Annotated in this window: 28 protein-coding genes; 17 read left to right on the top strand and 11 right to left on the bottom strand. The window is 72.5% G+C overall.

Annotated elements, in window-relative coordinates; genetic code table 11:
- Positions 1–52: 52 nt before the first annotated feature.
- Genes AB0M11_RS12755 through amaP form a run of 5 tightly spaced genes read left to right on the top strand, consistent with a single transcriptional unit; the run spans position 53 to position 2,291 of the window.
- Positions 53–517, top strand: a complete 465-nt coding sequence (locus AB0M11_RS12755) for an Asp23/Gls24 family envelope stress response protein (RefSeq protein ID WP_365704527.1) — start codon at positions 53–55, stop codon at positions 515–517.
- Positions 518–549: 32 nt separating this feature from the next.
- Positions 550–744, top strand: coding sequence for a hypothetical protein (locus AB0M11_RS12750; protein ID WP_365704401.1), 195 nt, complete (start codon positions 550–552; stop codon positions 742–744).
- Positions 741–1,100, top strand: coding sequence for a hypothetical protein (locus tag AB0M11_RS12745; RefSeq protein ID WP_365704399.1), 360 nt, complete (start codon positions 741–743; stop codon positions 1,098–1,100). Before AB0M11_RS12750 ends, AB0M11_RS12745 begins: the two co-directional genes overlap by 4 nt.
- A complete protein-coding gene (locus tag AB0M11_RS12740) occupies positions 1,100–1,708 on the top strand; it encodes a DUF6286 domain-containing protein (protein ID WP_365704397.1) in 609 nt (202 codons plus the stop codon). Before AB0M11_RS12745 ends, AB0M11_RS12740 begins: the two co-directional genes overlap by 1 nt.
- 4 nt (positions 1,709–1,712) lie before the next feature.
- Positions 1,713–2,291, top strand: coding sequence for an alkaline shock response membrane anchor protein AmaP (gene amaP / locus AB0M11_RS12735; RefSeq protein WP_365704525.1), 579 nt, complete (start codon positions 1,713–1,715; stop codon positions 2,289–2,291).
- 113 nt (positions 2,292–2,404) lie between these two features.
- On the opposite strand, the gene AB0M11_RS12730 is transcribed toward amaP, so the two are convergent.
- The 5 genes from AB0M11_RS12730 to AB0M11_RS12710 all read right to left on the bottom strand — a co-directional run bounded on the left by AB0M11_RS12730 (position 2,405) and on the right by AB0M11_RS12710 (position 7,281).
- Complete coding sequence (locus AB0M11_RS12730; protein WP_365704395.1) at positions 2,405–3,160, bottom strand: SDR family oxidoreductase; 756 nt, start codon at positions 3,158–3,160, stop codon at positions 2,405–2,407.
- Positions 3,161–3,165: 5 nt separating this feature from the next.
- Positions 3,166–4,950, bottom strand: a complete 1,785-nt coding sequence (locus AB0M11_RS12725) for a glycoside hydrolase family 15 protein (protein WP_365704393.1) — start codon at positions 4,948–4,950, stop codon at positions 3,166–3,168.
- Positions 4,951–5,069: 119 nt separating this feature from the next.
- Positions 5,070–5,867: an SURF1 family protein gene (locus tag AB0M11_RS12720; protein WP_365704391.1), complete on the bottom strand. Its 798-nt coding sequence runs from the start codon at positions 5,865–5,867 to the stop codon at positions 5,070–5,072.
- 60 nt (positions 5,868–5,927) lie between these two features.
- Positions 5,928–6,161 carry a hypothetical protein gene (locus AB0M11_RS12715; RefSeq protein ID WP_089101588.1) on the bottom strand — a complete coding sequence of 78 codons (234 nt, stop codon included), beginning with the start codon at positions 6,159–6,161 and terminating at the stop codon, positions 5,928–5,930.
- 112 nt (positions 6,162–6,273) lie between these two features.
- The gene (locus AB0M11_RS12710; RefSeq protein ID WP_365704389.1) at positions 6,274–7,281 is read right to left on the bottom strand and encodes a DEDDh family exonuclease; all 1,008 of its coding nucleotides are present in this window, start codon (positions 7,279–7,281) and stop codon (positions 6,274–6,276) included.
- A gap of 295 nt (positions 7,282–7,576) precedes the next feature.
- On the opposite strand from AB0M11_RS12710, the gene AB0M11_RS12705 reads away from it, so the two are divergent.
- The 8 genes from AB0M11_RS12705 (at position 7,577) to AB0M11_RS12670 (ending at position 15,362) form a co-directional block, all read left to right on the top strand.
- Positions 7,577–8,380, top strand: a complete 804-nt coding sequence (locus AB0M11_RS12705; protein ID WP_365704523.1) for an acetoacetate decarboxylase family protein — start codon at positions 7,577–7,579, stop codon at positions 8,378–8,380.
- A complete protein-coding gene (locus AB0M11_RS12700; RefSeq protein ID WP_365704387.1) occupies positions 8,380–9,264 on the top strand; it encodes an SDR family NAD(P)-dependent oxidoreductase in 885 nt (294 codons plus the stop codon). Before AB0M11_RS12705 ends, AB0M11_RS12700 begins: the two co-directional genes overlap by 1 nt.
- A gap of 13 nt (positions 9,265–9,277) precedes the next feature.
- On the top strand, positions 9,278–10,564 hold the full coding sequence (locus tag AB0M11_RS12695) for an amidohydrolase family protein (RefSeq protein WP_365704385.1): 1,287 nt from the start codon (positions 9,278–9,280) through the stop codon (positions 10,562–10,564).
- Entirely contained in the window at positions 10,561–11,787 is a 1,227-nt protein-coding gene (locus AB0M11_RS12690; protein WP_365704383.1) for an amidohydrolase family protein, read from the top strand. Before AB0M11_RS12695 ends, AB0M11_RS12690 begins: the two co-directional genes overlap by 4 nt.
- Positions 11,788–11,832: 45 nt before the next feature.
- Positions 11,833–12,546 carry a VIT family protein gene (locus tag AB0M11_RS12685; protein ID WP_365704381.1) on the top strand — a complete coding sequence of 238 codons (714 nt, stop codon included), beginning with the start codon at positions 11,833–11,835 and terminating at the stop codon, positions 12,544–12,546.
- A 204-nt stretch (positions 12,547–12,750) separates the two neighbouring features.
- Positions 12,751–13,617, top strand: coding sequence for a sterol desaturase family protein (locus AB0M11_RS12680; RefSeq protein WP_365704379.1), 867 nt, complete (start codon positions 12,751–12,753; stop codon positions 13,615–13,617).
- Positions 13,614–14,279: a lysoplasmalogenase gene (locus AB0M11_RS12675; protein ID WP_365704377.1), complete on the top strand. Its 666-nt coding sequence runs from the start codon at positions 13,614–13,616 to the stop codon at positions 14,277–14,279. The genes AB0M11_RS12680 and AB0M11_RS12675 overlap by 4 nt, the downstream gene beginning before the upstream one ends.
- Positions 14,280–14,315: 36 nt before the next feature.
- Positions 14,316–15,362 carry a zinc-dependent alcohol dehydrogenase family protein gene (locus tag AB0M11_RS12670; RefSeq protein ID WP_365704375.1) on the top strand — a complete coding sequence of 349 codons (1,047 nt, stop codon included), beginning with the start codon at positions 14,316–14,318 and terminating at the stop codon, positions 15,360–15,362.
- Positions 15,363–15,596: 234 nt separating this feature from the next.
- On the opposite strand, the gene AB0M11_RS12665 is transcribed toward AB0M11_RS12670, so the two are convergent.
- Together AB0M11_RS12665 and AB0M11_RS12660 are read right to left on the bottom strand one after the other, a co-directional pair.
- Entirely contained in the window at positions 15,597–16,991 is a 1,395-nt protein-coding gene (locus AB0M11_RS12665) for a CoA transferase (RefSeq protein WP_365704373.1), read from the bottom strand.
- Between the two features lie 70 nt (positions 16,992–17,061).
- Positions 17,062–18,597: a S8 family serine peptidase gene (locus AB0M11_RS12660; protein ID WP_365704371.1), complete on the bottom strand. Its 1,536-nt coding sequence runs from the start codon at positions 18,595–18,597 to the stop codon at positions 17,062–17,064.
- Between the two features lie 394 nt (positions 18,598–18,991).
- Here AB0M11_RS12660 and AB0M11_RS12655 point away from each other — a divergent pair, with 394 nt between their 5' ends.
- The 3 genes from AB0M11_RS12655 to moaA all read left to right on the top strand — a co-directional run bounded on the left by AB0M11_RS12655 (position 18,992) and on the right by moaA (position 22,107).
- Entirely contained in the window at positions 18,992–19,348 is a 357-nt protein-coding gene (locus tag AB0M11_RS12655; RefSeq protein WP_365704369.1) for a DUF485 domain-containing protein, read from the top strand.
- Positions 19,345–20,964, top strand: a complete 1,620-nt coding sequence (locus AB0M11_RS12650) for a cation acetate symporter (protein WP_365704367.1) — start codon at positions 19,345–19,347, stop codon at positions 20,962–20,964. Before AB0M11_RS12655 ends, AB0M11_RS12650 begins: the two co-directional genes overlap by 4 nt.
- Positions 20,965–21,117: 153 nt before the next feature.
- Positions 21,118–22,107: a GTP 3',8-cyclase MoaA gene (moaA, locus tag AB0M11_RS12645; protein WP_365704365.1), complete on the top strand. Its 990-nt coding sequence runs from the start codon at positions 21,118–21,120 to the stop codon at positions 22,105–22,107.
- 51 nt (positions 22,108–22,158) lie between these two features.
- On the opposite strand, the gene AB0M11_RS12640 is transcribed toward moaA, so the two are convergent.
- Positions 22,159–22,407: a hypothetical protein gene (locus tag AB0M11_RS12640; RefSeq protein WP_365704363.1), complete on the bottom strand. Its 249-nt coding sequence runs from the start codon at positions 22,405–22,407 to the stop codon at positions 22,159–22,161.
- A gap of 272 nt (positions 22,408–22,679) precedes the next feature.
- Positions 22,680–23,069, bottom strand: coding sequence for a DUF3099 domain-containing protein (locus tag AB0M11_RS12635; protein WP_365704361.1), 390 nt, complete (start codon positions 23,067–23,069; stop codon positions 22,680–22,682).
- 245 nt (positions 23,070–23,314) lie between these two features.
- Between AB0M11_RS12635 and AB0M11_RS12630 the strand changes: the two genes are divergently transcribed.
- Positions 23,315–23,593, top strand: coding sequence for a GlsB/YeaQ/YmgE family stress response membrane protein (locus AB0M11_RS12630; RefSeq protein ID WP_365704359.1), 279 nt, complete (start codon positions 23,315–23,317; stop codon positions 23,591–23,593).
- A 129-nt stretch (positions 23,594–23,722) separates the two neighbouring features.
- Here AB0M11_RS12630 and tyrS read toward each other — a convergent pair whose 3' ends face one another.
- On the bottom strand, positions 23,723–24,991 hold the full coding sequence (gene tyrS, locus AB0M11_RS12625; RefSeq protein WP_365704357.1) for a tyrosine--tRNA ligase: 1,269 nt from the start codon (positions 24,989–24,991) through the stop codon (positions 23,723–23,725).
- Between the two features lie 43 nt (positions 24,992–25,034).
- Positions 25,035–26,429 (bottom strand): metallopeptidase TldD-related protein, encoded by a 1,395-nt coding sequence (locus tag AB0M11_RS12620; protein WP_365704355.1) that lies wholly within the window; start codon positions 26,427–26,429, stop codon positions 25,035–25,037.
- Positions 26,430–26,606 lie beyond the last annotated feature (177 nt).

Raw genomic sequence — 26,606 nt, 5'->3', positions numbered from 1 at the left:
ACGTCCGCACGTACCGTGGTCGCAGGACGACGACGGGAAGGGACGCGCGGAGATGACCGAGATGGCGGCTGAGCCCGAGAGGGACCCGACGGTACAGACCCGGAAGACCGTCCGGCGCGGTGGCGGCGACCCGGCCACCCGGGGGCGGACGACGATCGCCGACGGAGTCGTGGAGAAGATCGCCGGACTGGCGGCCCGGGACGTGGTCGGCGTGCACGCGATGGGCAGCGGCCTCGCCCGCACCTTCGGCGTCGTGCGCGACCGGGTGCCGGGCGGCTCCAAGTCGGTGTCCCGTGGCGTCAAGGCCGAGGTCGGCGAGGTGCAGACCGCGCTCGACCTGGAGATCGTCGTGGACTACGGCGTGTCGATCGCCGACGTGGCCCGCGCGGTCCGGGAGAACGTGATCGCCGCCGTGGAGCGCATGACCGGGCTCGAAGTGGTCGAGGTCAACATCGCGGTGAGTGATGTCAAGCTTCCGGAGGAAGAGGACGAGGAAGCGGAGTCCCGGCTCCAGTGACCGCTGACCGGGACCGCTGAGGGGAGCGCACCATGGGCATGGCCGTCGTCGGCATGATCGCCGGCATGGCGCTGGGCTTCGCCGGGTACTTCGGCGGGTTCGGCGCTTTTCTGCTGGTGGCGGCGCTCGGGGCCGTCGGGTTCGTCGTCGGCCGGTTCGCGGAGGGGGACCTGGAAATCGGCGACTTCTTCCGCACCCGCGACGACCGGCGTGACCGCAGGCGATGACCTCCGCGAGCGGTGAGACGCGCGGTGCCCCGACCGAGGTGGCGCCTGGTGAGCGCGGCGCCCTGCGGATCGCCGACCGGGTGGTGGCCAAGGTCGCCGCCCAGGCGGCCCGCGAGGCGCTCGGCCCCCTCCCGAAGGACGCCGTGCCCCCGCACGCCACCGTGGTCACCCACCACGACACGGCCCGCGTCCGGGTCCACCTGGAACTGGACTATCCGTCCGACATCGGAGCCCGCTGCGCGGCCGTGCGTCGGCATGTGGTCGAGCGGGTAGGCGCGTTGGTGGACATGGACGTCCGGGAGGTCGCCGTGCACGTCGAGCGGCTGCACCCGGCGCAGACCCAGGGGAGGGCGTGATGAGTTCCGAACAGACACCGGTCATCGAGAAGCCGCCGCCACCGGTCGCCGCACCCCCGGCCGGTCGCGAGCCCCGTTTCTGGTCCCCGCGCCGCGCTCCCGCGACCCTGGTCGCGGTCCTGGTCCTGGCGGTAGCGGGCGCCTTCCTCTACGACATCGCGGCCGTACGGGCCCACCACCCCGCCATGCGCTGGCGCCGGGAACTGGCCCGCCGACTCGCGGCGCAGCCGCTGGACGGCACCTGGGTCCTGGTGGGCGCGGCCGTCGTGGCCGCCCTCGGCCTGTGGCTGCTGGTCCTGGCCGTCACGCCCGGCCTGCGCGACCTCCTGCCGATGCGCCGCACCCACCCCGACGTCCGCGCCGGGCTGCGCCGGGACGCGGCCGCCACGATGCTGCGCGACCGGGCCATGGAGATCTCCGGCGTGCGCCGGGTGCGGGTACGGCTGTACCGCTCCCGCGCCCATGTCCTCGCCGTCTCCCACTTCCGCGAACTCGACGCGGTCCGTGGCGACCTGCAGGCGTCCCTGACCGACGCGATCGACGCCCTGGGGCTGGCCCGTCCGCCCGCACTGACCCTGCACGTGATCCGCCCCGGCCGGAAGGGGTGACGTGGTGCTCGGCACCGTCAACCGCGTACTGATCGCCCTCACGGGCCTCCTGCTCCTCGCCCTCGGCGGCTCGGTCCTGGCCGTCGGCCTCGGCGCCCCGTCCCCGTCCTGGTGGATCCACCAGGGCCGGCACGACGTCCTGCTCAGCCAGGCCGAACGCACCCACTGGCGTGCCGCCGGCTGGTGGTGGCCGACGGTCCTGGCCGCGCTGGCCGTGCTGTTCCTGCTCTCCCTCTGGTGGCTCACCGCCCAACTGCGCCGACGCCGCCTCACCGAGGTCCTGGTGGACACCGGAGACGGAGAGAGCGCGTTGCTGCGCGGCAGGGCCCTGGAGACCGTCCTGGCGACGGACGCCGCCCACCAGGAGGGCGTCGCCCACGCCGAGGCCGTCCTGCGGGGCACGCGTACGGCCCCGCAGGTGCGGGTGTGGTTGCGGCTGGAACCGGACGTGGCCCCGGAAGCGGCCCTGAGAGACCTCACCAACCAGGCACTGACCCATGCCAGGAACTCGGCCGCGCTGGAGAAGCTGCCGGCGGAGGTCAGACTGACCTCGGTGAAGCACCGTGCCGAAAGGGTTGCTTGACGTCGCCGTCCAACGGGAGTGCCCCTTCGGGGGCGCGGGCTGTGTCGATGCTTGTGCGGCTGTCGCCGCCCGGGCACGACCAGCCCCCACCGCCCGCACCCGGCGAACGACCGTCAGAACCCGTGCCTCGTCCCCCCGTCGACAGGAACCATGATCCCGGTCAGATAGGAAGCGGCCGGCGACAACAAGAACGCCGCCACCCGCCCGAACTCCTCCGGCGTCCCGTACCGCCGCAACGGAATCCGCGACTCGTGCTCGGCCCGCGTCGCCTCGGGGTCGGCGGACATGCTGTCCAGCTCCCGCACCCGGTCGGTGTCGATCCGGGACGGCAGCAACCCCACCACCCGGATCCCGCGCGGCCCCAGCTCGTCCGCGAGCGACTTGGCGAACCCGGCCAGCCCCGGCCGCAGCCCGTTGGAGATGGTCAGCCCCGGAATCGGCTCGTACACCGACGCGGACAGCACGAACCCGATGACCCCGCCGTCCGCCAACTCGGCCGCCGCCGCGCGGGCGAGCCGTACGGCCCCCAGGAACACCGACTCGAACGCGGCCTGCCACTGCTCGTCCGTGTTGTCGGCGACGAACCCGGGCGGCGGGCCGCCCACGCTCACGAGAACGCCGTCGAACCCTCCGAAACGCTCACGCGCGAGGCCGATCAGCCGCTCCGCCGCCGCCGGATCCGCGTTGTCGACGCCCGCGCCCACCGCGTTCGGCCCCAGTCCGGCCGCGACGTCGGCGGCCCGCTTCTCGTCCCGCCCGGTCACCACGACCTTCGCCCCGTCCGCGACCAGCTCGCGCGCGGCCGCGTGGCCCAGTCCGCGGGTCGCTCCGGTGACGACGTACACCCGGTCCTTCAGTCCAAGATCCATGGTCCCTATCCTGCCCGCTCGCCGCCGAAGAGCGTGAGGGCGGTGTTCACCAGCCCGACGTGACTGAACGCCTGCGGGAAGTTGCCCAGCTGCCGCCCGGTCTCCGGGTCGTACTCCTCGGAGAGCAGGCCCACGTCGTTGACGAGGCCCGCCAGCCGCTCGAACAGCTCCTTCGCCTCGTCGGTGCGGCCCGTCATGTGCAGCGCGTCGGCGAGCCAGAACGAGCAGGCCAGGAAGGCGCCCTCGCCGCCCGGCATGCCGTCGACGCCGATCGCGTCGGTGTCGTAGCGGCGCAGGAACCCGCCATGGCCCAGGTCGTCACGGATCGCGTCGACCGTGCCGACCACCCGGGGGTCGTCCGGCGGCAGGAAGCCGACGCGCGGGATCAGCAGCAGGGAGGCGTCGAGTTCGCGGGAACCGTAGTACTGCGTGAACGTGTTGCGTTTCGGGTCGTACCCCTTCTCGCACACCTCCCGGTGCACCTCGTCCCGGAGCGCGCGCCAGCCCTCCAGCTCGCCCTTCAGCTCCGCGTGCTCCTCCAGGGTCCGTACCGCGCGGTCCGCGGCCACCCACACCAGCACCTTCGAGTGCACGAAGTGGCGGCGGCCGCCGCGCACCTCCCACAGCCCCTCGTCCGGCTGCCGCCAGGCCTTCTCCAGGAACTTCATCAACGCGCACTGGATGGCCCACATGTGCGGTTTGGTGGGCAGCCCCGCGGTGCGGGCCAGCGACAGCGAGTCCATCACCTCGCCGTACACGTCGAGCTGGAGCTGGTCGACGGCGCCGTTGCCGACGCGTACCGGTCGGGAGTCGGCGAAGCCGGGCAGCCACTCCAGCTCGAACTCGGGCAGCCGGCGCTCGCCCCCGAGGCCGTACATGATCTGCAGGTCCGCCGGGTCGCCGGCGACCGCGCGGACCAGCCAGTCGCGCCAGCGCTCGGCCTCCTTGTGGTAACCGGCGGCGAGCAGGGCGCCGAGGGTGAGGGTGGAGTCGCGCAGCCAGCAGAAGCGGTAGTCCCAGTTGCGCACCCCGCCCAGTTCCTCGGGCAGCGAGGTGGTGGCCGCGGCGACGATGCCGCCGGTCGGTGCGTAGCTGAGCGCCTTGAGGGTGATCAGGGACCGGACGACCGTGTCCCGGTACGGGCCGTCGTAGGTGCAGCGGGCGGTCCAGCGCTGCCAGTCGGAGACGCTGGCGCGCAGCGCCTCGTACGGGTCCGTGAGCGGGGGGCGCCGCTCGTGCGAGGGGTGCCAGGTGAGCACGAAGGCGACCCGCTCGCCCTCGGCGACGGTGAACTCCGAGTGGGTGCCGAAGTCCTCGCCCCAGGTGCGGACGGACGGTTCGCTGCGCAGCCACACGGCGTCGGGCCCGGCGACGGCGACCCGGTGGCCGCCGGAGCGGCGCATCCACGGGACGACCGAGCCGTAGTCGCAGCGGATCCGGAGCGTGCTGTGCACGGTGACCCGGCCGCTGACGCCCTCGATGATGCGTACGACGTCGGGCGCCCGGTCGCGCTGGGGCATCAGGTCGGTGACGCGGACCGTGCCCTCGTCGGTCTCCCACTCGGTGTCCAGGACCAGGGTGTCGGGCCGGTAGGCGCGCCGGGTGCAGGTGGTGGCGCCGCGGGGTGCGATCCGCCAGTGGCCGTGGTCCTCGTCGCCCAGGAGTCTGGCGAAGCAGGCCGCCGAGTCGAAGCGGGGCAGACACAGCCAGTCGATGGAGCCGTCCCGGCCGACCAGGGCCGCGGTCTGCTGGTCGCCGATGAGCGCGTAGTCCTCGATGCGTCGGTCCACGGGTGCCGGTTTCCCTGCCGACCGGGGGACCAATCAGGGGAATGGGCCGGCGGAGTGACGGAACGGTTCAGGGTTCACGCCCCGCACGACCGGCGGCCGCTCCCGGACCGCTGCGTCGGTCAGACCGCGGCCGGTTCGGTCTCCGTGGACCTCTCCTGCGCCGCCGCGGCCTCCGCACGCTCGCGTGCCTCACGGCGGGCCAGTACGAAGAAGCCGTAGGGGACGCCCGCGGCGAACAACCACCACTGGATCATGTACGCGTAGTTCAGCGGAGCGTCTTCCTTGCCCGGGTCGGAGATCTGTTCCGGGGTGTCGCCCTTGGGCTGAGGCGCCGTCTGCTCGATGTAGCCGCCGAGCACCTGCCTGCCGAGCCGGCGCGCCTGCTCCGCGCTGTTGATCAGCATGACCTGCCGGTCGGGAAGGCCCTTGAGGTCCTTGATGCCGCTCGCCGCGGTGGTCTCGTCGGGCATCAGCCGGCCCTGGATGGTGACCGCGCCGGCCGGCGGGGCCGGGATCTTCGGGAACGCGGTCTGGGTCGGGCCGTCCGCCGGGATCCAGCCCCGGTTGACCAGCAGCACCTTGCCGTCGGCCAGGACGAAGGGGGTCAGCACGTGGTAGCCGACCTCGTCGTCGGAGTTGGTACGGCGGCGGACGACGACCTCGTCGGCGGTGTCGAAGGTGCCGGTCGCGGTGACGGTGTGGTATCGCTCCGCGCGGGTCACGGCATGCCCCGGCTCGGTCACCTGCTCGACCGGCACCGGCTTGGCGCCCAACGCCTCGGCCACCAGCCGGTTGCGGGCGCTGCGCTCCTCGTACCGGTGCTTCTGCCAGAACCCCAGCCGGATCATGGTGGGGACGAGAAGCAGCGAGATGAGGGTGAGGATCACCCACTGCCGGGTCAACAGGAAGCGGTACACCCCACGACCGTACATCTCGGTCGTGGGGCGCGAACGGGCGGGTACCGGGTCGGCACGGACTCACACGCGGTCGACGATGCCCGCCTTCCCGGCCTCGCGGGCGCAGTGGGCACCGCAGAACCACTGGTTGTCCGCCTCGACGCCCTGGCCGATGATCGAGACCTTGCAGTGCTCGCAGAGCGGGGCCATGCGGTGGATCGCACAGGAGAAGCAGTCGAAGACATGGACCGCGCCCTGCGCGTGCACCTCGAAGGTCATTCCGTAGTCATTGCCGCATACTTCGCATTTCGCCATGCGCCACAGGGTGAGCGGTCGGCCGCGCGGGGGCGAGCGGGCGCCTGGCGAGTCGCCCCGCAATCACCCGTCCGTACGGCCCTGCGGGCGGGCGTACGGCCCACCGGCGCGGTCACTTCTCCGCGGCCGGCGCCACGTCCCGCAACAGCTGCCCGAAGGCCGCCTCGTCCACCACCGGCGTCCCGAACTGGCGGGCCTTGAGGACCTTCGACGTGCCCGAGTCGGGGTCGTTGGTGACCAGCAGGCTGGTGAGCCGCGAGATGCTCGTGGAGACGTGCAGACCCGCCTCCACGGCCCGGTCCTCCAGCAGCTCCCGCTCGACCGAGGTGTCCCCGGAGAACGCCACCCGCATGCCCTGCCGCAGCGGCCTGCCGTCCTCGTAGCGGCCCGGGTTCGGATAGGGGCACGCCGGCCGCTTGCGGGACGGCCGCCAGCCGCCGGGCCGGTAGCCGCCGTAGCCGCCGTTGCCGCCGTTGCCGGCGCTCGCCTGGGTCCCGATCCGGGGTGTGTCCGACCACTCCGTCAGCGGCCGGCACTCCAGGAGCGGCAGCCGTACGTTGCCCGCGGCCGCGGCCCGCAGACTGGGCCGGAACGCCTCCGCGAGCACGCGCGCGTCGTCCAGCGCGTGGTGCGCCCGGCGCTGCACGACACCGAAGTGCGCCGCCAGGGTCTCCAGTTTGTGGTTGGGCAGCGGCAGAGCCAGCTCCTTGGCGAGCGCGATCGTGCACAGCCGCTGCCGCACCGGGGCCTCGCGCCGCGCCCGCGCGTACTCGCGGGCGATCATCTGCCAGTCGAAGACCGCGTTGTGCGCGACCAGCACCCGCCCGTCCAGCCGCGCCGAGAACTCCTCGGCGATGTCGGTGAAGAGCGGCGCGCCTTCGAGCGTCTCGCTCGTCAGACCGTGGATCCACACCGGGCCCGGATCGCGCTCGGGGTTGACCAGCGTGTACCAGTGGTCCTCGACCTCGCCGCGCTCGTCCAGCCGGTAGACGGCCGCGCTGATGATCCGGTCGTCCCGGGCCAGTCCGGTGGTCTCCACGTCGACGACCGCGTAGCCCTTGGGATACACGGCCGGCCACGGGGTGCCGGGGGACACTGCGGTCGTACGGTCTTCGAGCATGGTCACTGAGGATACGGGCCCGCGCCGACAGCGCTGTCCGTCAGGTCGGTTTCCACCGGCACGCGTTCGCGTGTCCTGACGGCCCGTCGCGCGGCGGCGGACTCCGTCCCGATCGCCCTTCGCGTGGCTATGGACCTTTTCGCCGCCCGGTGCAAGCGTGCACCCCGCCCGGCGCCGACGCGGCGACGACCGCACCGCGGATCGGCGGCACTTCGGCATGGCGGTACGGGCGTACGGCGGTACGGGCGTACGGGGGTACGGCACGCGGACGGTCGACGGAAGGGCGGTACGGCGGATGGCACGCGTACGGTACGGCGCTCGGACCGAGGCGGAGATCACGGCCACGCGCACCACGAAGCTCCCGGACGTCTGGTCCACCGGGGTGGTGGCCGTCTGGGAGACCGACCCGGACGCGGTCGCCGCCGTCCTGCCGCCGCCGCTCAAGCCGGCCGGCCCGCCCCTGGCCCGCGTCAACATCAGCAAGGTCGAACTGCCCGGATATCCCCTCGGCGCGGGCTCGTTCGCGGTCGCCGCCGCGCACGGCACGGTCGAGGGCTGGTACCCGCTGGTCATGCCGATGACCCACGAGCGCGCCCTCACCGGCGGCCGCGAGGTCTTCGGCGAGCCCAAGAAACTCGGCGAGGTGACCGTCGAACGCGACGGCGACCTCGTCCGCGCCTCCCTCGCCCGGCACGGCGTGGTCTTCGTGGAGGTGCGCGGCACGGTCGCCGGCCCGCTGCCGCTGCCCGAGCCCGCCCCGAAGACCGACTTCTACTTCAAGTTCCTCCCGGCGGTGGACGGTTCGGGCTTCGACGGCGACCCGCTGCTGGTGCACTGCGTGCGCGAGGAGAGGGTCCGCAGGCTGGAGCGACTCACCGGGGAGGTGATCCTCCGTGAGTCGGCGTACGACCCGGTCGCCGACCTGCCGGTGCTGCGCCTGCTGGACCTCACCCTCGGCGAGAAGACCAGCGACCAGCGCGGCCGCATCGCCGAACGGGTCGACGCCCAGGCCCTGTTGCCGTACGTCCACCAGCGCTACGACGACCCGCGCCAGATCCACGACGCGCCGCCCGAGGACAGCGAAGGGAGCGAGGCCTGATGGAGCTGCACGAAGGACAGGTCGCCGTCGTCACCGGCGCGGCGAGCGGGATCGGGCTCGCGATGGCCCGGCGGTTCGCCGCCGAGGGACTGAAGGTGGTGCTCGCCGACGTGGAGCAGGCCGCCCTGGAGAAGGCCGCGGACGCGCTGCGCGCGGAGGGCGCCGACGTGCACGCGCGCGTGGTCGACGTCGGCGTCCGCGAGCAGGTCCTGGAACTGGCCGAGACGGCCTACGACACCTACGGCGCGGTGCATGTCCTGTGCAACAACGCCGGGGTCGGCTCGGGCGCCGAGGGCCGGATGTGGGAGCACGAACCGAACGACTGGAAGTGGGCGTTCGAGGTCAACGTGTGGGGCGTCTTCCACGGTGTCCAGGCTTTCCTGCCCAGGATGATCAAGTCGGGTCAACCCGGTCATGTGGTCAACACGTCCTCCGGTGACGGCGGTATCGCCCCGCTCCCCACGGCCTCCGTGTACGCGGTCACCAAAGCGGCCGTCGTCACGCTCACCGAGTCCCTGTACGCGCACCTCAGGGCGGAGCACGCGCGCGTCGGCGCCTCGGTGCTCTTCCCCGGGCCGCACATGCTGCGCACGGGCCTGTGGGAGTCGCACCGCAACCGCCCGGACCGCTACGCCAAGGAGCGGCCGCGCCGGACGCCGTACCGCAGCCTCGACCAGTGGGAGACGGCGATGCGGGCGGCGGGCAAGGACGTCGCCTTCACGCCCGTGGAGGACGTCGCCGAGTTCGTGGTGGCGGGCATCCGCGCGGACCGCTTCTGGCTGCTCCCGCAGAGCGAGCACAGCGACGCACAGATCAGGGCGCGGGCGCGCTCGATGCTGGAGCGCACGAACCCCTCGTACCTCGAAAGCTTCATCCTGGACTGAACAGGGGGCAGTGGTGACCGCGTACGACGACCCATACCTGATCATCTCCTCCGACTGCCACGCCGGGCTGCCCACCGAGGAGTACCGGCCCTATCTGGAGGCCCGGTTCCACCGGGACTTCGACGAGTTCCTCGCCGGGCGGGAGCGCCGCCGGGAGGAGATGACCCGGCTCGGCATCCGCAACGAGGCGTTCGCCGCGCAGTGGTTCCAGGACAACGAGGAGGGGCTGCGCGGCGGCTGGGACGCCGCCCGGCGGGTGAAGGAGCTGGACGGGGACGGCGTGGCCGCGGAGGTGGTCTTCCCGGACGCCGACGCCGTCGACAGCCGCACGGCGGCGCCCTTCGGGGTCGGCCTCGGGCTGTCCGGGGACCACGACCCGGAGCTGGGCATGGCGGGTGCGCGGGCCCACAACCGCTGGCTGGCGGAGTTCGTGTCCGAGCACCCCGAACGGCACTGCGGGGTCGCCCTGCTGCCGATCACGGCCCCGGCCGACCGCGTGGTCGCGGAGGTCCACCGCGCGAGGGAGTCCGGTCTCGGCGCGCTGATGATCCCCGCCATGTGGGTCGACAAGGAGCCGTACCACGACCGCCGTTACGACGCCGTCTGGGCGGCGGCCGCCGAGTGCGGCATGCCGGTCCTCACCCACTCGGGGGCGGCCCCGCGCGAGGAGTACGGCGACCATCTCGGCATCTACGTCAGCGAGGTGACGTGGTGGCCGGCCCGGCCGCTGTGGTTCCTGCTCTGGTCCGGCGTCTTCGAACGCCACCCCGGGCTGCGCTTCGGCGTCGCCGAGTCGGGCTGCTGGTGGCTGCCCAACCTGCTGTGGTTCATGGACCGCCTCTACCTCGGCGCGCACGGCGGCAAGAAGCTCTCCCCCTTCGCGGAGCTGAAGCGGCCGCCGAGCGAGTACCTCGACCGCCAGGTCTTCGTCTGCGCGACCAACACCAAGCGCCGCGAACTCGCCCAGCGCTACGAGATCGGCGTCGACAACATCCTCTGGGGCAGCGACTTCCCGCATCCCGAGGGCACCTGGCCCGACACGCGCGCGTGGCTGCGCCGCACCTTCCACGACATCCCGGTGGCCGAGACCCGCCGGATGCTCGGCCTGGCGGCGGCCGAGGTCTTCGGCTTCGACGTGGACCGCCTGGCCCCGCTCGCCCGGCGCATCGGCCCCACCCCCGCCGATCTCGGCCAGCCCGCCGACCAGGCGGCGGTGGAGGCCTCCTGGGCCCGCTCGCGCGCCGTGGGCCGCCACTGGCTGACCGGCGACGACTTCCCGGCCCTGGGGGTGACGTCGTGAACGGCGACCGCTACACGGTGATCTCGGCCGACTGCCACGCGGGGGCGGACCTCCTCGACTACCGCCCGTACCTGGAGAAGCGTCACCACGACGACTTCGACGTGTGGGCGGCGACCTACGTCAACCCGTACGAGGATCTGCTCGCCGACTCGGCGGACCGGAACTGGAACTCCGCGCGGCGGCTCGCGGAGCTGGAGCAGGACGGGATCGTCGCGGAGGTGATCTTCCCGAACACCATCCCGCCGTTCTTCCCCTCCGGCTCGCTGATGGCCCCCGCGCCGACGGCGGCGGAGTTCGAGCGGCGCTGGGCGGGCCTGCGCGCCCACAACCGCTGGCTGGCCGACTTCTGCGCCGCCGCACCCGGCCGCCGGGCCGGCGTCTTCCAGATCCTCCTCAACGACGTCGAGGAGGCGGTGAAGGAGATCCGCTGGGCGGCCGGCGCCGGGCTGAAGGGCGGCCTGATGCTCCCCGGCACCCCGCCCGGCTCGGGCCTGCCCGAACTGCACGCGCGCGTGTACGACCCGATCTGGGCCGTCTGCGCGGAACTCGGCGTCCCCGTCAACCACCACGCGGGCTCCGCGTCCCCGCCGCTCGGCGACGAACCGGCCGCCCGCGCGATCTTCATGGTCGAGACGACCTGGTTCTCGCACCGCGCGCTGTGGCACCTGGTCTTCGGCGGCGCCTTCCGCCGCCATCCCGGCCTGAAACTGGTCCTGACCGAACAGGGCTCCGGCTGGATACCCGGGGTCCTGGCCATGCTGGACTACTACCACGGCCGTCTGCTGGCGGCGGCGCAGGCGACGACCGCGGAGGCGAAGTTCGGGGTCGGGCTGGCGGAGGCGATGGGCAGGCCGCCGTCCGAGGTGTGGCAGGAGAACTGCTTCGTCGGGGCCAGCTTCATGCGCCCGCACGAGGTGCCGCTGCGCGACCGCATCGGCCTGGACAAGATCATGTGGGGCAGCGACTACCCGCACGACGAGGGCACCTACCCGTACACCAGGGAGGGCCTGCGCTTCGCCTTCGCCGGCGTGCCGCGGGACGAGGTCGCGGCGATGCTCGGCGGCAACGCGGCCCGTGTCTACGGCTTCGACCTGGACCTCCTGGACCCCATCGCGGCGGAGGTGGGGCCGACGGTGGCGGAGACAGCCGAGCCGCTGCCGGACCCGCCGGCGGACGCCACGAGCCCGGTCTTCGCGCGAGGGGCTTCGGTACGGGTCTGGTGACGTCGGTGCGGCGCGGACCGGCCCCGGGGTGCGATCCTCCCTGCTGTGACCGAACCAACGCACGAGAACGAGGCCCACGGGGGAGCGCTCGGCTCCCGGCTGAACTGGCTGCGGGCGGCCGTCCTGGGCGCGAACGACGGCATCGTGTCGACGGCGGGCATCGTCGTCGGCGTGGCGGGCGCCACCGGTGACCGCAACGCCCTGCTGACCGCGGGCCTCGCGGGGCTGCTCGCCGGGTCGATGTCGATGGCGGCGGGCGAGTACGTGTCGGTCTCCACCCAGCGCGACTCGGAACTGGCCGCGCTGGCGCAGGAGAAACGCGAGCTGAAGGAACAGCCCGACGCCGAGCTGGAGGAACTGACCGAGCTGCTGGAACGGCGCGGCCTGTCGCGGGACGTGGCCCGCGAGGCGGCGGTCCAGCTGACGGAACGGGACGCGTTGCGCGCCCACGCGCGCGTGGAACTCGGCATCGACCCGGACGAGCTGACCAGCCCGTGGCACGCGGCGCTCGCCAGCTTCCTGGCGTTCACGGTCGGCGCGCTCCTGCCCCTGCTGGCGATCGTCCTGCCGCCGGCGGACTGGCGGCTGCCGGTGACCGTGGGCTCCGTCCTGGCCGCCCTGGTCCTGACCGGGTGGAGCAGCGCCCGGCTCGGGGCGGCCGCGGTGGGGCCCGCGGTGCTGCGGAACGTGGCGGGCGGGGCACTGGCCATGGGGGTCACCTACGCGGCGGGGAGCCTGCTGGGGGCGGCGGGGGTCTAGCGGCCGCCCGCCGCCGGCGATCCCCGGTGTCGGCGATCCCCGGTGTCGGCGGGCTGCGGTGTCGGCGGGCTGCGGTGTCGGCGGGCTGCGGCGTCGCGATCCGCGGCGTTGGCGGAGATCGCCAAGAAGCAAGCGCATACCGCCGCCCATACTTGTGGGTAACAACGTCTAGCCGCGGCCGACCAGCGGTTCTACGGTGCCCCCATGCCGAACCTGCCCGATGTCGTGCTGTGGTCGATACCCGCCTTCGTGCTGCTCACCGTGATCGAGGTGATCAGCTACCGCATCCATCCCGACGACGACGCCGCCGGGTACCAGGCCAAGGACGCGGCCACGAGCATCGGCATGGGGCTCGGGTCGCTCGTCTTCGACTTCGTGTGGAAGATCCCCATCGTCGCGATCTACACGGCGGTCTACGAACTGACCCCGCTGCGCGTCCCCGTCCTGTGGTGGACGGTCCCGCTGATGCTGCTCGCGCAGGACTTCTTCTACTACTGGTCCCACCGCGGCCACCACGTCATCCGCATCCTGTGGGCCTGCCACGTCGTCCACCACTCCAGCAGGAAGTTCAACCTCTCCACCGCGTTGCGCCAGCCCTGGACGTCGCTGACCGTCTGGCCGTTCTACGTCCCGTTGGTGGCCGTGGGGGTGCACCCCGCCGCGCTGGCCTTCTGCTCCTCCGCCAACCTCGTCTACCAGTTCTGGATCCACACCGAACGCATCGACAAGATGCCCCGGTGGTTCGAGTTCGTGTTCAACACGCCGTCGCACCACCGCGTCCACCACGCCTCCCAGGGCGGCTACCTGGACCGCAACTTCGGCGGGATCCTGATCGTCTGGGACCGGCTGTTCGGGTCCTGGGTGCCCGAGGTCGAGCGTCCCGTGTACGGGTTGACCAAGAACATCAACACGTTCAACCCCGTCAAGGTGGCCACCCACGAGTACGTCGCCATCGCCAGGGACATCAGGGCCGCGCGCAGCTGGCGGGAACGGGCCGGCCGGGTGTTCCGGGGACCGGGGTGGGCGCCCGCGCCCGCGGTGGAGCAGGCCGAGGAGTCCGTGGCCGCGTGAGAGCGTCCCGGGCACTGCTCGCCGCCTTCGCCCTGGCCCTGGTCGTCGACCTCGCCTGTCTGGCCGTGGGGCTGCGCAGCGGGCATGCCGCCGCCAAGGTGCTCCTGATGCCCCTGCTCGCGGCGTCCGCCGCCCGCGCGGGTGCCCCACGGCTCCTGGTCGCCGCCCTGCTGTGCGGCTGGGGCGGCGACGTCCTGCTCCTCTCCGACGCCGGCCCCGCCTTCATGGCCGGCATGGCCTCCTTCGCCGCCGGACACGTCTGTTATCTCGTCCTCTTCCGCCGCCAGGGCCCGCCGCACGCGCGCGCCCGCCTCCTCGCCTTCGCCTACGCGGCCGCCCTCGTCGCCCTGGTCGTCCTGCTCTGGCCGGACCTGCCGGGCGGCCTGCGCGTCCCCGTGGCCGGCTACAGCACGCTGCTCACCGCCATGGCGTACACCGCCGCCGCCCGGCTCGGCCCGCTCGCCGGGCTCGGCGGCGCGCTCTTCATGCTCTCCGACACGCTGATCGCGACCGGCGTCGCCGACTGGCCGCAGCTGCCACGACCCGACTTCTGGATCATGCTCACCTATGCGGCGGCGCAGTACCTGCTGGTCCGCGGCACCCTGGACGCGCGGCCCGCGCCGGCCACGGCGTACCGTGAAGTGCGCTCGGCCACCCCCTGAGCGCCCTCACGCCACCGCACGAGAAGGACCCTCGCCATGCGCGCCACCACCATCCACGCCCCGTTCGACATGCGCGTGGAGGACGTGCCCGAGCCGATGGTGCAGCTGCCCACCGACGCCGTCGTACGGGTGCTGCGCGCCTGCATCTGCGGCAGCGACCTGTGGGCGTACCGGGGAGAGTCGGCCCGGCAGCCGGGGCAGCGCATCGGGCACGAGTTCCTCGGCGTGGTCGAGGAGACCGGCTCAGAGGTGGGCACCGTACGGCGCGGCGACCTGGTGGTCGCTCCCTTCATGTGGTCCGACGGTGTCTGCGACTACTGCCGCGAGGGCCTGACGACCTCCTGCGAGCACGGTGGCTTCTGGGGTTCGGTGGGCTACGACGGCGGCCAGGGCGAGGCGGTGCGGGTCCCCTTCGCCGACGGCACACTCGTGCGGCTGCCCAAGGAGGCCGCCTCCGACGACCACCTGCTGTCCGCCCTGCTCACCCTCTCGGACGTGCTCGGCACCGGCCACCACGCGGCCCTCGGCGCGGGCGCCCGGCCGGGCGCCACGGTCGCGGTCGTCGGGGACGGCGCGGTCGGCCTGTGCGCCGTGCTGGCCGCCAAGCGGCTGGGCGCCGAGCGGATCATCGCGCTGGGCCGGCACCAGGTCCGTACCGACATCGCCCGCCGCTTCGGCGCCACCGACGTCGTCGCCGAGCGCGGGGAGGCGGCCGTGGCCGCCGTACGCGAACTCACCCGGGGCCAGGGCGCGCACGCCGTCGTCGAGGCCGTGGGCACCGAGCAGTCCATGCGGACGGCAGTCGAGATCGCCCGGGACGGCGGCGCGATCGGCTTCGTCGGCGTCCCGCACGGCAGCGGCACCGGCCTGGACCTCGGCGTCATGTTCGACCGGAACATCGCCCTGCGCGGCGGGGTCGCGCCGGTCCGCGCCTACATCCCCGAACTGCTGCCCGACGTCCTCGACGGCACGATCGACCCCTCGCCGGTCTTCGACCTGACCGTCGGCATCGAGGGCGTGCCGGACGGCTACAAGGCGATGGACGAGCGCACCGCGCTGAAGGTGCTCGTCACGAACGGCTGAATCAACGACCGACGGCTGCGGTTGACCCTGTCGATCTGCCGTCAGCAGCCCCGACACCGCGACCACCGCCCCGAGGACGGCGACGGCGGCGACGAGGACCGTCACAGCGGGCAAGTACAGGGCTTCGCGCGGCAACTGGCGACCGCGTGGCCACGGGCGACCGCGCGCTGCGTTGCGGCCGTGCGTGACCACGCGTGACGCCCGAAGGCCGCCCGCCTTCGGTCCGGACCGTCCCTAGGCCCACCGGGCCGGAGCCGACCCCCACGGCACCGGCGGCCGTGCCCAGTTCGCCGGGCCGCCCGCGAAGGACACCGGCGGGCGCGCGTACCTGAGCCGCCCGAGCGCGCTGTCCGTCTCGGCGAGCCAGGCGTCCGGCCCCGCGCAGGGCTCGCCGTCCGTCGGCGCAGAGTCCGCATCCGGCGGCTCCTCGGCCTCCGCCATGAGCCACCGCGCCGTCCGCGCCAGAGCCAGCCGCACGAACCTGCCGCCGCCGTCGTACGACTGCTCGGTCAGCGCCCGCAGCACGCCGGCCGCCAGCAGGTAGCCGGTGCCGTGGTCCAGCGCCTGCGCCGGCAGCGCGCCCGGCCGGTCCGCCGCGCCCTCCATCTCCGCGATGCCCGTGGCGACCTGCACCAGGCTGTCGAAGCCGCGCCGCCCGCCCCAGGGCCCGTACGCACCCCACGCCGACACCTGGGCCACGACCACCCCGGGCCGCCGCTCGGCCAGCGCCTCGGGGGAGAGCCCGAACCGGTCCAGGGCGCCCGGCCGGTAGCCGGTGACCACGACGTCCGCCGAGGCCAGCAGGTCCTCGAAGGCCGCCCGGTCGGTCGTCAGGTCGAGCGTCGCCGAGCGCTTCCCGAAGCCCGTGTCGGCATGCTGGTCGGGGAGTTCGGGCAGCCACGGCGCGTCCAGGCGCAGGACGTCCGCGCCCAGCAGACCGAGGGTGCGGGTGGCGACCGGGCCGGCCAGGACCCGGGTCAGGTCCAGGACGCGCAGGCCGGCGGCGGGCAGCAGGGCGCCGGCGCCCGTGTCCAGCGGTGGGAGCACGCGTGTGCGTGCCGAGTCCAGACGGCCGCGCTCGACCAGGGGGCGTGCGGCCACCGCGATCGCCTGCTCGTGCGCGGCCCACTGCGCGGGCGAGCGCATCGCCACGGCGAGCCCGCCGGCGTCGTGGACGGCGTTCTCCACCTCCATGGCGGGGCGTTCGGCGATCCGGGCCGACACGTCCTCGGGCGAGGCGTCCTCGGGCAGCCCCAGCCCGGCCTGCAACCGGGCCCGGTGGTGCGGGTAGTTGGCGTGGGTGCGCACCCACCCGTCGGCCGCGCGCCAGAACCGGGACAGCGGCGCGAAGAGTACCGGCGGCCGCCCGTCGACCAGCACCTGGCGCTCACTGGTGAACGCCGCCGCCACGGCCCCGTCGTCCACCCGCACCGCGGGGACGGCCGCCGCCCCGGTTCGCCGCGCCGCCAGCTCGGCGGCGGCCAGCGCGCACGCGCCGACACAGGCGCGGGCGAGGCGGCGCACCGGGAGGCGGGCCGGAAGCGTGTCCGCGCGGGGCACCGTCGTGACCCGCGCGGACAGCGAGGGATCGCCGCCCAGCGCGGACCACGTGTACGTGATTCCAGTCATGACTGCACTATGCATTATTGACTGGATCAATATATGCAGGGAGGGGCGGGGAAGGGCGGGAGGGGCGGGGCTACCTCGTCACCGCCGCCAGGGCGTCGGCCGTGCCCCAGCCGTAGAAGCCGTTGTGGTTCCTGGAGCCCTCGCACACCGCGTCGATCTTGCCGTCGCCGTTGATGTCGTAGGGGTCGGTGCACGGCGTGGCGGTCGCCTCGGCGTACAGCAGGGCCTTCACCAGGGCGGCGGAGGCGTGCGGATGGGTTGACTTGATCAGTGCGGCGACGCCCACCACGTGCGGGGTCGCCATCGACGTGCCCGCCATGTAGCCCCACTTGCCGCCCGGCAGCGGGCCCAGGATCAGGCCGCTGGTGGCAGGGGGCTGGGGCGCCTGGTAGGCCGTCGAGTCGCCGCCGGGCGCGGCGATGTCGATGACCCCGAGGCCGTAGTTGGAGAACGACGACTTCAGGCCCTTCGCGCCGGTCGCCGCGACCGTGACCACACCCGGCAGCTGGGTCGGTATGTCGAAGCAGGTGTGCGGGTCGATCACCCGGTCGGTGGGTGTGCCGTCGTTCGGGGAGACCGGATCGGTGATCGAGTCGGAGGCCAGGTCGTAGCTCTCGTTGCCGGCCGCCGCGACGTTGACCGTGCCCTTGCGCTCGGCGAACCGCGAGGCCCGGGTGATGGCGTCGACGAGCGCCTTCTGGTTCGGGTCGTCGGTGCAGTTGAAGTACCAGGGGTCGGTGTAATAGCTGTTGTTGGTGACGTCGATGTGGTGCTCGGCCGCCCACACGAAGCCGCAGACCACGGCCTCCGTGTAGAAGTACCCGGCGGTGGTGGCGACCTTGATGCCGGCCACCTTCACGCCCGGCGCCACACCGGTGATGCCGATCCCGTTCCTGGCGCCCGCGATCTCGCCCGCGACGTGCGTGCCGTGCGGGCTCTCCGCCGCGGTGGGCCGCCAGGCCCCGTAGGTGGTGTCCGGCTTGCCCGAGACGCAGTTGGTGGAGGCGGCCGCGTCGAAGTTCGGGGCGATGTCCGGGTGGGTGTCGTCGACGCCCGTGTCGATGACGGCGACGGTGACCTTCGGGCTGCCCAGCGTCTTCTCGTGCGCCTTGTCCGCCTTGATGGCCGGCAGGTCCCACTGCAGCGGCTCCAGCGGGTCCTGCCCGTCGGTCGCCCGCGCGTCGGCCCGCGCCACCTGCGCGGAGCTGAGCACCTCCGGCGTGCCGACGTCGGTGGTCGACTGGGCGGGCAGCGGGGCGTTGCGGGTGTTCCCGGCCGAGTCCACGCCGGGCACCTTGCGTATCAGCGCGGCGAAGTCCGGGGTCGCGGAGTGGACGACGATCACACCGATCTTGTCGTACGCGATCACCACCGAACCGCCGGCCCGCTCGATCGCCCGCTGGACCCGTGCGGAGGTGCCGTGCCCGGGCCGGACGTTGACGACATAGCTGAGGGACGTCGGATCGCCGGCGTCGGCCGCGGTCGCGGACGCGCCGGTGCCGGCGGCGGACGCCGAGACGTTGGGCAGGAAGGCGAGGGCCGTGGCCAGGGCCATGCCGAGCGGGAGGGCGAGAACGCGGCGGTGGCGCGGCTGGGGCGCGGTCATCTGAGGTCTCCAGTTCGTTCGCGGAACGGGCGGGCCGTGCGGGAGGTCCTGCTCTTCGGTTGGCTGCTTCCTCTTCGGCGGCCGGCGGCCGAAAACGGGACCGCCCAAGACGCGGGCAGCGCTTGGGCAGGTACATGACGGGAGGTGCTGGGCCGAAGCTATCTCCCGTACTCACCGGCCAGCAATGACCGGAGGCGAGTTGCGCCGCCGACTTCCGAAAGAACCCGGGCGCGTTGAACCTGCCCACGCGTGGCGCCGTGACCTGGAGGAGGGAGCCGCAGCAGGATCGAGGCCCCCGTCGGCATCACTCGCCGGAGCCGCACTGTCACCGTCGGCGAGCGATCCACAGCTCTGTGAGGTCAGAATCCGCATGTCCGTATCGCGAGGAGACCCCGTGGCCACCGAGACACCACCGCCCTCGAACACGCAGACCCGGCACCCCTCCGGCGAGGAGTTCGCCGAGGTGCAGCAGAGTCCGGAGTTCGCCGAACTGCGGCGCTCCCACCGCTCCTTCGCCTTCCCGCTGACCTTCGCCTTCATCGCCTGGTACCTGCTGTACGTCCTGCTCTCCAACTACGCGGACGACTTCATGGGCACCAAGGTCGTCGGCAACGTCAACGTGGCCCTGGTCCTCGGCCTCGCCCAGTTCCTCACCACGTTCCTCATCGCCTGGTGGTACGCCCGGCACGCGGCCGCCAAGCTCGACCCCAAGGCCGAGGCCATCAAGTCCCGGATGGAGGGCGGCGCATGACCCCCGCGATCACGCTGGCGGCCGGCGAGGCCAGTGAGCACCGGACCCTGATCATCACCCTGTTCGCGGTGTTCGTCGCCGCCACCCTCGTCATCACCGTCTGGGCGGGCCGCCAGACCAAGGACGCCGCCGACTTCTACGCGGGCGGCCGCCAGTTCACCGGATTCCAGAACGGCCTCGCCGTCTCCGGCGACTACATGTCCGCCGCGTCCTTCCTCGGCATCGCCGGCGCCATCGCCCTGTTCGGCTACGACGGCTTCCTGTACTCCATCGGCTTCCTGGTCGCCTGGCTCGTCGCCCTGCTCCTGGTCGCCGAACCGCTGCGCAACTCCGGCCGCTACACCATGGGCGACGTGCTGGCCTACCGCATGCGCCAGCGCCCGGTCCGCACCGCCGCCGGCGTCTCCACCATCGTGGTCTCGATCTTCTACCTGCTGGCCCAGATGGCGGGAGCGGGCGTCCTCGTCTCCCTCCTCCTCGGCATCACCAGCGACGGCGGCAAGATCGGCATCGTCGCCCTGGTCGGCGTCCTGATGATCGTCTACGTCACCATCGGCGGCATGAAGGGCACCACCTGGGTCCAGATGGTCAAGGCCGTGCTGCTCATCGCGGGCGCCCTGCTGCTCACCCTCATGGTGCTGGCCAAGTTCCACTTCAACGTCTCCGACCTGCTGGGCAAGGCCGCCGACAACAGCGGCAAGGGCTCCGCCTTCCTGGAGCCCGGCCTGAAGTACGGGGCCACCGGCACCAGCAAGCTGGACTTCCTCTCCCTCGGCATCGCCCTGGTCCTCGGCACCGCCGGACTGCCGCACATCCTGATCCGCTTCTACACCGTGCCCACCGCCAGGGCGGCCCGGAAGTCGGTCCTCTGGGCGATCGGTCTGATCGGCGCCTTCTACCTGATGACCCTCGCCCTCGGCTTCGGGGCGGCCGCGCTGATCAAACCGGACGAGATCATCGCGTCCAACAAGTCCGGCAACACCGCGGCCCCCCTGCTCGCCCTCCACCTGGGCGGCGTCGACTCCAACTGGGGCGCGGTCCTGCTGGCCACGATCTCGGCGGTGGCCTTCGCGACGATCCTCGCGGTGGTCGCGGGCCTCACCCTGGCGTCCTCGTCGTCCTTCGCGCACGACATCTACGCCAACGTGCTCAAGAAAGGCCAGGCCACCGAGAAGCAGGAGATCAACGCGGCCCGGTACGCCACGGTCGGCATCGGCGCCGTCTCCATCCTCCTCGGCGCCCTCGCCCGCGACCTGAACGTCGCCGGACTGGTCGCCCTCGCCTTCGCGGTCGCCGCCTCCGCCAACCTGCCGACCATCCTCTACAGCCTCTTCTGGAAGCGGTTCACCACCGCCGGAGCCCTCTGGTCGATCTACGGCGGCCTGGTCACCGCGGTCGGCCTGGTGCTGTTCTCGCCCGTGGTGTCCGGCAAGGAGACGTCGATGTTCCCTGGCGTCGACTTCCACTGGTTCCCGCTGGAGAATCCCGGCATCATCTCGATCCCGGTCGGCTTCCTCCTCGGCGTCGTGGGCACTCTGCTGTCGAAGGAGGTCCCGGACGCCGCGAAGTACGCCGAGCTGGAGGTGCGGTCCCTGACCGGCACCGGCGCGCACTGAACTCCGTACGACGGGCCGCGCCGACGGGATCGGAGGATCCCACGGCGCGGCCGCGCCGTATCTCGTGGCATCGGGCCTCTCACGATGTCAGTGGTGTCACGTAGGCTCACAGGTGACGGTGAATATCTGGTCCGGACCGAGGGAGGGGGCCGCGTGCTCATCGACACCTACGGCCGGGTGGCCACCGACCTGCGGGTCTCGCTGACCGACCGGTGCAATCTGCGCTGCACGTACTGCATGCCCGAGGAAGGGCTGCAGTGGCTGGCCAAGCCCGACCTGCTCACGGACGACGAGATCGTCCGGCTCATCGACATCGCCGTCCGCGTGCTGGGCGTCGAGGAGGTCCGCTTCACCGGCGGTGAGCCGCTGCTCCGCCCCGGCCTGGTCGGCATCGTGGAGCGGGTGGCCGCCCTGGCCCCACGCCCCCGGATGTCCCTGACGACCAACGGCATCGGCCTGCGCCGCACCGCGACGGCCCTCAAGGCGGTCGGCCTGGACCGGGTCAACGTCTCCCTGGACACCCTCCGCCCCGACGTCTTCAAGACCCTCACCCGCCGCGACCGCCACCAGGACGTCCTCGACGGCCTCCGGGCCGCGCGCGACGCCGGCCTCACCCCGGTCAAGGTCAACACCGTCCTGATGCCCGGTCTGAACGAGGACGAGGCACCCGACCTGCTCGCCTGGGCGATGGCCCACGACTACGAGCTGCGCTTCATCGAGCAGATGCCCCTCGACGCCCAGCACGGCTGGAAGCGCGACAGCATGGTGACGGCCGGGGACATCCTCGCCTCGCTCCGCACCCGCTTCGACCTCGCCCCCGAGGACACGGACGACCGCGGATCGGCCCCGGCCGAGCGCTGGCTGGTCGACGGCGGTCCGCACCGGGTCGGCGTCATCGCCTCGGTCACCCGCCCGTTCTGCGCGGCCTGCGACCGCACCCGCCTCACGGCCGACGGCCAGATACGGACCTGCCTGTTCGCCCGGGAGGAGACGGATCTGCGCGGTGCCCTCCGCGCGGGCGCGGCGGACGAGGAGATCGCCCGCATCTGGCGGCTGGCGATGTGGGGGAAGAAGGCGGGAGCGGGACTGGACGATCCCACGTTCGTGCAGCCCGACCGACCGATGTCCGCGATCGGAGGCTAGCCCGGCCACGTCGGTCATGCCGGCCCTGCCGGGCCATGTCGGTTCTGCCCGCTATCCGGCCTGTTCAGGCGACCCGGCCGACTCCCACTCCCGCAGCAGCACGACGTCCTTGAGGAATCCCCGCACTCCCAGGAACTGCGAGAGATGCTCCCGGTGCTCGTCACAGGCGAGCCAGGTCTTGCGCCGCTCCGGCGTATGGATCTTCGGGTTGTTCCACGCCAGCACCCACACCGCGTCGGCGCGACAGCCCTTCGCGGAACAGACGGGGGAGCCGGGCTCGGAGTCAGGGACGGTCGGCATCACGTCACCGACCTTAGCCGAGACGGTCGGTGGTGCCGCGCGGTCGCGGGCGGTGGATGTGCAGAGGTGGCTCGCCCGCCTGACATGGCGACGCCGAGCAGCCACGGGGGGAGCTGCCCGGCGTCGGTCCGTCGCTCCGACGGGGGATGCGGAGCGCGTACGCAGTATGTCATGGGTCACCCTTGGCCCGGCACTGGAACAGCGCGATCGATCTGAGCTTTTCTTGAGCTTCGCGCGCGGGCGCCGCCCGTCCGGACCCGGGTCCCGGACGCTCAGACCGGCTCCGGCCGCTCCCCGCGCACCGGGTCCGGCACCGCGTCCTCCGGGGCGGATTCCGCCCGCGGTGTCCCCGCACGCGGCGGTGTGATCATCAACCTGGTCGGTGCGACCCCGAAGGTCGACGGGAGCGACGGCGGCCGTTCCCGTCCGGCGTTGGCGATCACCACGGCGACGTAGGGGAGCAGTGCCCCGAGCACCAGCGCCACCACGGCGACATACCGCTCGACGTTCCACAACGTCACCGCGAGGATCACCGACATGGTCCGGATGCCCATGGAGATGACGTACCGCCGCTGCCGCCCGCGTACGTCCTCCGCCAGGCCGGCACGGGCCCCGGTGATCCGGAACACCTGGACGCTGCCGTCGCCGCGCTGCTTCCGCATCACATTCCACCATCCGCCCGCATCGGACTCTCCCCGTCCCTTTCCCGGTCCGCACCCGCTCGCAGCACCGGGCCAGGACACCTCCCACGGTACGCCGCGCCTGCGCCGCCTTCGAGACCGGGTCGCCCGCCCGCCTGCGTGAACGCCCTGCGCAGTAGCACGTACGGCCGCACCGACATGCGCCGTACGGCGTACGGGCCGAGACTTGGCGTAATGCTCACGTCGAGCCGTACGAGGAGGCAGTCATGGGCTGGTTGTGGGCGATCATCGTGGGTTTCGTGCTGGGCCTGATCGCGAAGGCGATCATCCCGGGCAAGCAGCACAGCCCGCTCTGGCTGACGACGATCTTCGGCATGCTGGGCGCCATCGCCGGCAACGCGCTCGCCCGCGCGGTCGGCGTGGCGGCGACACCCGGCATCGACTGGACCCGCCACCTCTTCCAGCTGGTGGCCGCGATCATCATCGTGGCCCTGGGTGACATGGCGTACATGGCCACCCTGGGAAAACGGAAACAACACATCTGAGGCGCCCGGACCGCAGCGCCCCGTCAGGGGCGCGGGGAACTGCGCGACCAGCCACATCGAACCGGCGGCCGACAACGCACCCCGCACCCCACGGCGCTCAAGAACCCGACGGCGCTCAACCGACGGCGCTCAAGAACCGACGACCTCCACAGCCGCCAGGTTCTTCTTCCCCCGCCGCAGCACCAGCCACCGCCCGTGCAGCAGCTCCGCACGATCCGGCACGGCGTCCTCGGCGGTCACCTTCACGTTGTTCACGTAGGCCCCGCCCTCCTTCACGGTGCGCCGAGCGGCCGACTTGGAGGCCACCAGCCCGACCTCGGCGAACAGGTCCACCACCGGACCCAGCTCGGCCACCCGGACATGCGGCACTTCGGACAGCGCCGCGGTCAGCGTCCGGTCGTCCAGCTCCGCGAGCTCGCCCTGGCCGAACAGCGCCCTGGACGCGGCGATCACCGCGGCCGTCTGGTCGGCCCCGTGCACCAGCGTCGTCAGCTCCTCGGCCAGCGCCCGCTGCGCGGCCCGCGCCTGCGGACGCTCCTCGGTCTGCTTCTCCAGCTCCTCAAGCTCCGTACGGGACTTGAAGGAGAGGATCCGCATGTACGCCGAGATGTCCCGGTCGTCCACGTTCAGCCAGAACTGGTAGAACGCGTACGGCGTCGTCATCTCGGGGTCGAGCCAGACGGCGCCGCCCTCGGTCTTGCCGAACTTGGTGCCGTCCGCCTTGGTCATCAGCGGCGTCGCCAGCGCGTGCACACTGGCGTGCGGCTCCAGGCGGTGGATCAGGTCCAGCCCCGCGGTGAGGTTGCCCCACTGGTCGCTGCCGCCCTGCTGGAGCGTGCAGCCGTACCGCCGGAAGAGCTGGAGGAAGTCCATGCCCTGGAGGATCTGGTAGCTGAACTCCGTGTAGCTGATGCCCTGGTCGGACTCCAGGCGGCGGGCCACGGAGTCCTTGGTCAGCATCTTGTTGACGCGGAAGTGCTTGCCGATGTCCCGCAGGAACTCGATCGCGGACAGGCCCTCGGTCCAGTCGAGGTTGTTGACCATGACGGCAGCGTTCTCGCCCTCGAAGGACAGGAACGGCTCGATCTGGGCGCGCAGCCTGCCGACCCAGCCGGCGACCGTCTCGGGGTCGTTGAGCGTGCGCTCGGCCGTCGGGCGCGGGTCGCCGATCAGGCCCGTCGCCCCGCCCACCAGCGCCAGCGGCCGGTGACCGGCCTGCTGGAGCCGGCGCACGGTGAGCACCTGCACCAGGTGCCCGACGTGCAGGGACGGCGCGGTCGGGTCGAAACCGCAATAGAACGTGACGGGACCGTCCGCGAGCGCCTTGCGCAAAGCGTCCTCGTCAGTGGACAGGGCGAACAGCCCCCGCCACTTCAGCTCGTCGACGATGTCCGTCACGGTTCTCGCATCTCCTTGAGTGGTCTCGTAATCAGGTACGAGGTTATACGCCCTGGCTGACAGAGCTCATATTGAAGTCGGGCACCCGCAGCGCGGGCATCGCAGCCCTGGTGAACCAGTCGCTCCACTCCCGCGGCAGCGTCTTTCCCGTGCGCCCGGCCTCGGTCGCCCGCCCCAGCAGGTCCACCGGCGACTCGTTGAACCGGAAGTTGTTCACCTGCCCGGTGACCTGGCCGTTCTCCACCAGGTAGACGCCGTCCCGGGTCAGGCCCGTGAGCAGCAGCGTCGCCGGGTCGACCTCGCGGATGTACCAGAGGCAGGTCAGCAGCAGCCCGCGCTCGGTGGCGGCGACCATCTCCTCCAGCGAGCGGTCCAGGCCGCCGTCCAGGATCAGGTTGCCGCCCGCCGGGGCGACCGGCAGCCCGGTCAGACCGGCCGTGTGCCGGGTGGTCGTCAGGTGTTTCAGCGCGCCCCCCGACACCCACTCGGTGGCGCCGACCGGCAGCCCGTTGTCGAAGACGGACTGGTCGCCGCCGGAGGAGTGCGCGACGACGAAGGGCGCGGACTCCAGACCCGGCTCGTTCGGGTCGCTGCGCAGCGTCAGCGGCAGGTCGGTCAGCTTCTCGCCGACACGCGTGCCGCCGCCCGGCTTGGAGAACACCGTCCGACCCTCGGTCGCGTCCCGTCCGGACGCCGACCACAGCTGGTAGATCAGCAGGTCGGCGACGGCGGTCGGCGGCAGCAGCGTCTCGTACCGGCCGGCCGGGAGGTCCACGCGCCGCTCGGCCCAGCCGAGCCGCACGGCGAGCTCGGCGTCGAGCGCGCCCGGGTCGACGTCCTTGAAGTCCCGCGTGGAGCGTCCGGCCCAGGCGGAACGCGTACGGTCCGGGGACTTGGCGTTCAGCTCCAGCGTGCCGGTGGGCTGGTCGTGCCTGAGGCGCAGCCCGGTCGAGGTGCCCATGTACGTCGACACGAGCTCGTGGTTGGCGAAGCCGTACAGCTCGCGGCCACCGGCACGCGCGCGTGCGAAGGCCTCGCCGAGCGCCGGGGCGAAGTCGGCGAACACGGCGGAGGAGGTCTCGGCGGGCGCGTCCGTGAAGTCCGGCGACTCCGGCACGCCGGTCACCAGCGGCTGGGCGTCCTCGGCGGGCCCGGCGCCCCGCGCGGCGGCCTCGGCGGCCCGCACCAGCGGCTCCAGGTCGTCGGCGGTCACGGCCGACCGGGACACGACGCCCGAGGCCGTGCCCTCCTTGCCGTCCACCGTGGCGACGACGGTGAGCGAACGGCCGCGGGTGACGCCGTTGGTGGTGAGCGCGTTGCCGGCCCAGCGCAGGTTGGCCGTGGAGTGCTCGTCGGCGATGACCACGCAGCCGTCGGCCCGGGACAGTGCGAGAGCGCGCTCGACGATCTCGTGCGGCTTGTTGGTGCGGGCGTTCATCGACCGGCCTCCTGCGTGGTGTTGAGACTGTGCTTTCCCGGGGGGTAACCCCCGGACCCCCAGCCGGGCCCTGCACTGGCGCTCATCGACCGGCCTCCTGCGTGGTGTTGAGACTGTGCTTTCCCGGGGGGTAACCCCCGGACCCCCAGCCGGGCCCTGCACTGGCGCTCATCGACC

Origin of the sequence: Streptomyces sp. NPDC051987, from assembly GCF_040680735.1 — a bacterium.
Lineage (GTDB): Bacteria > Actinomycetota > Actinomycetes > Streptomycetales > Streptomycetaceae > Streptomyces.
Note: the sequence above shows the minus strand (reverse complement) of the source record. Positions and strands in the feature narration are given on the sequence as shown.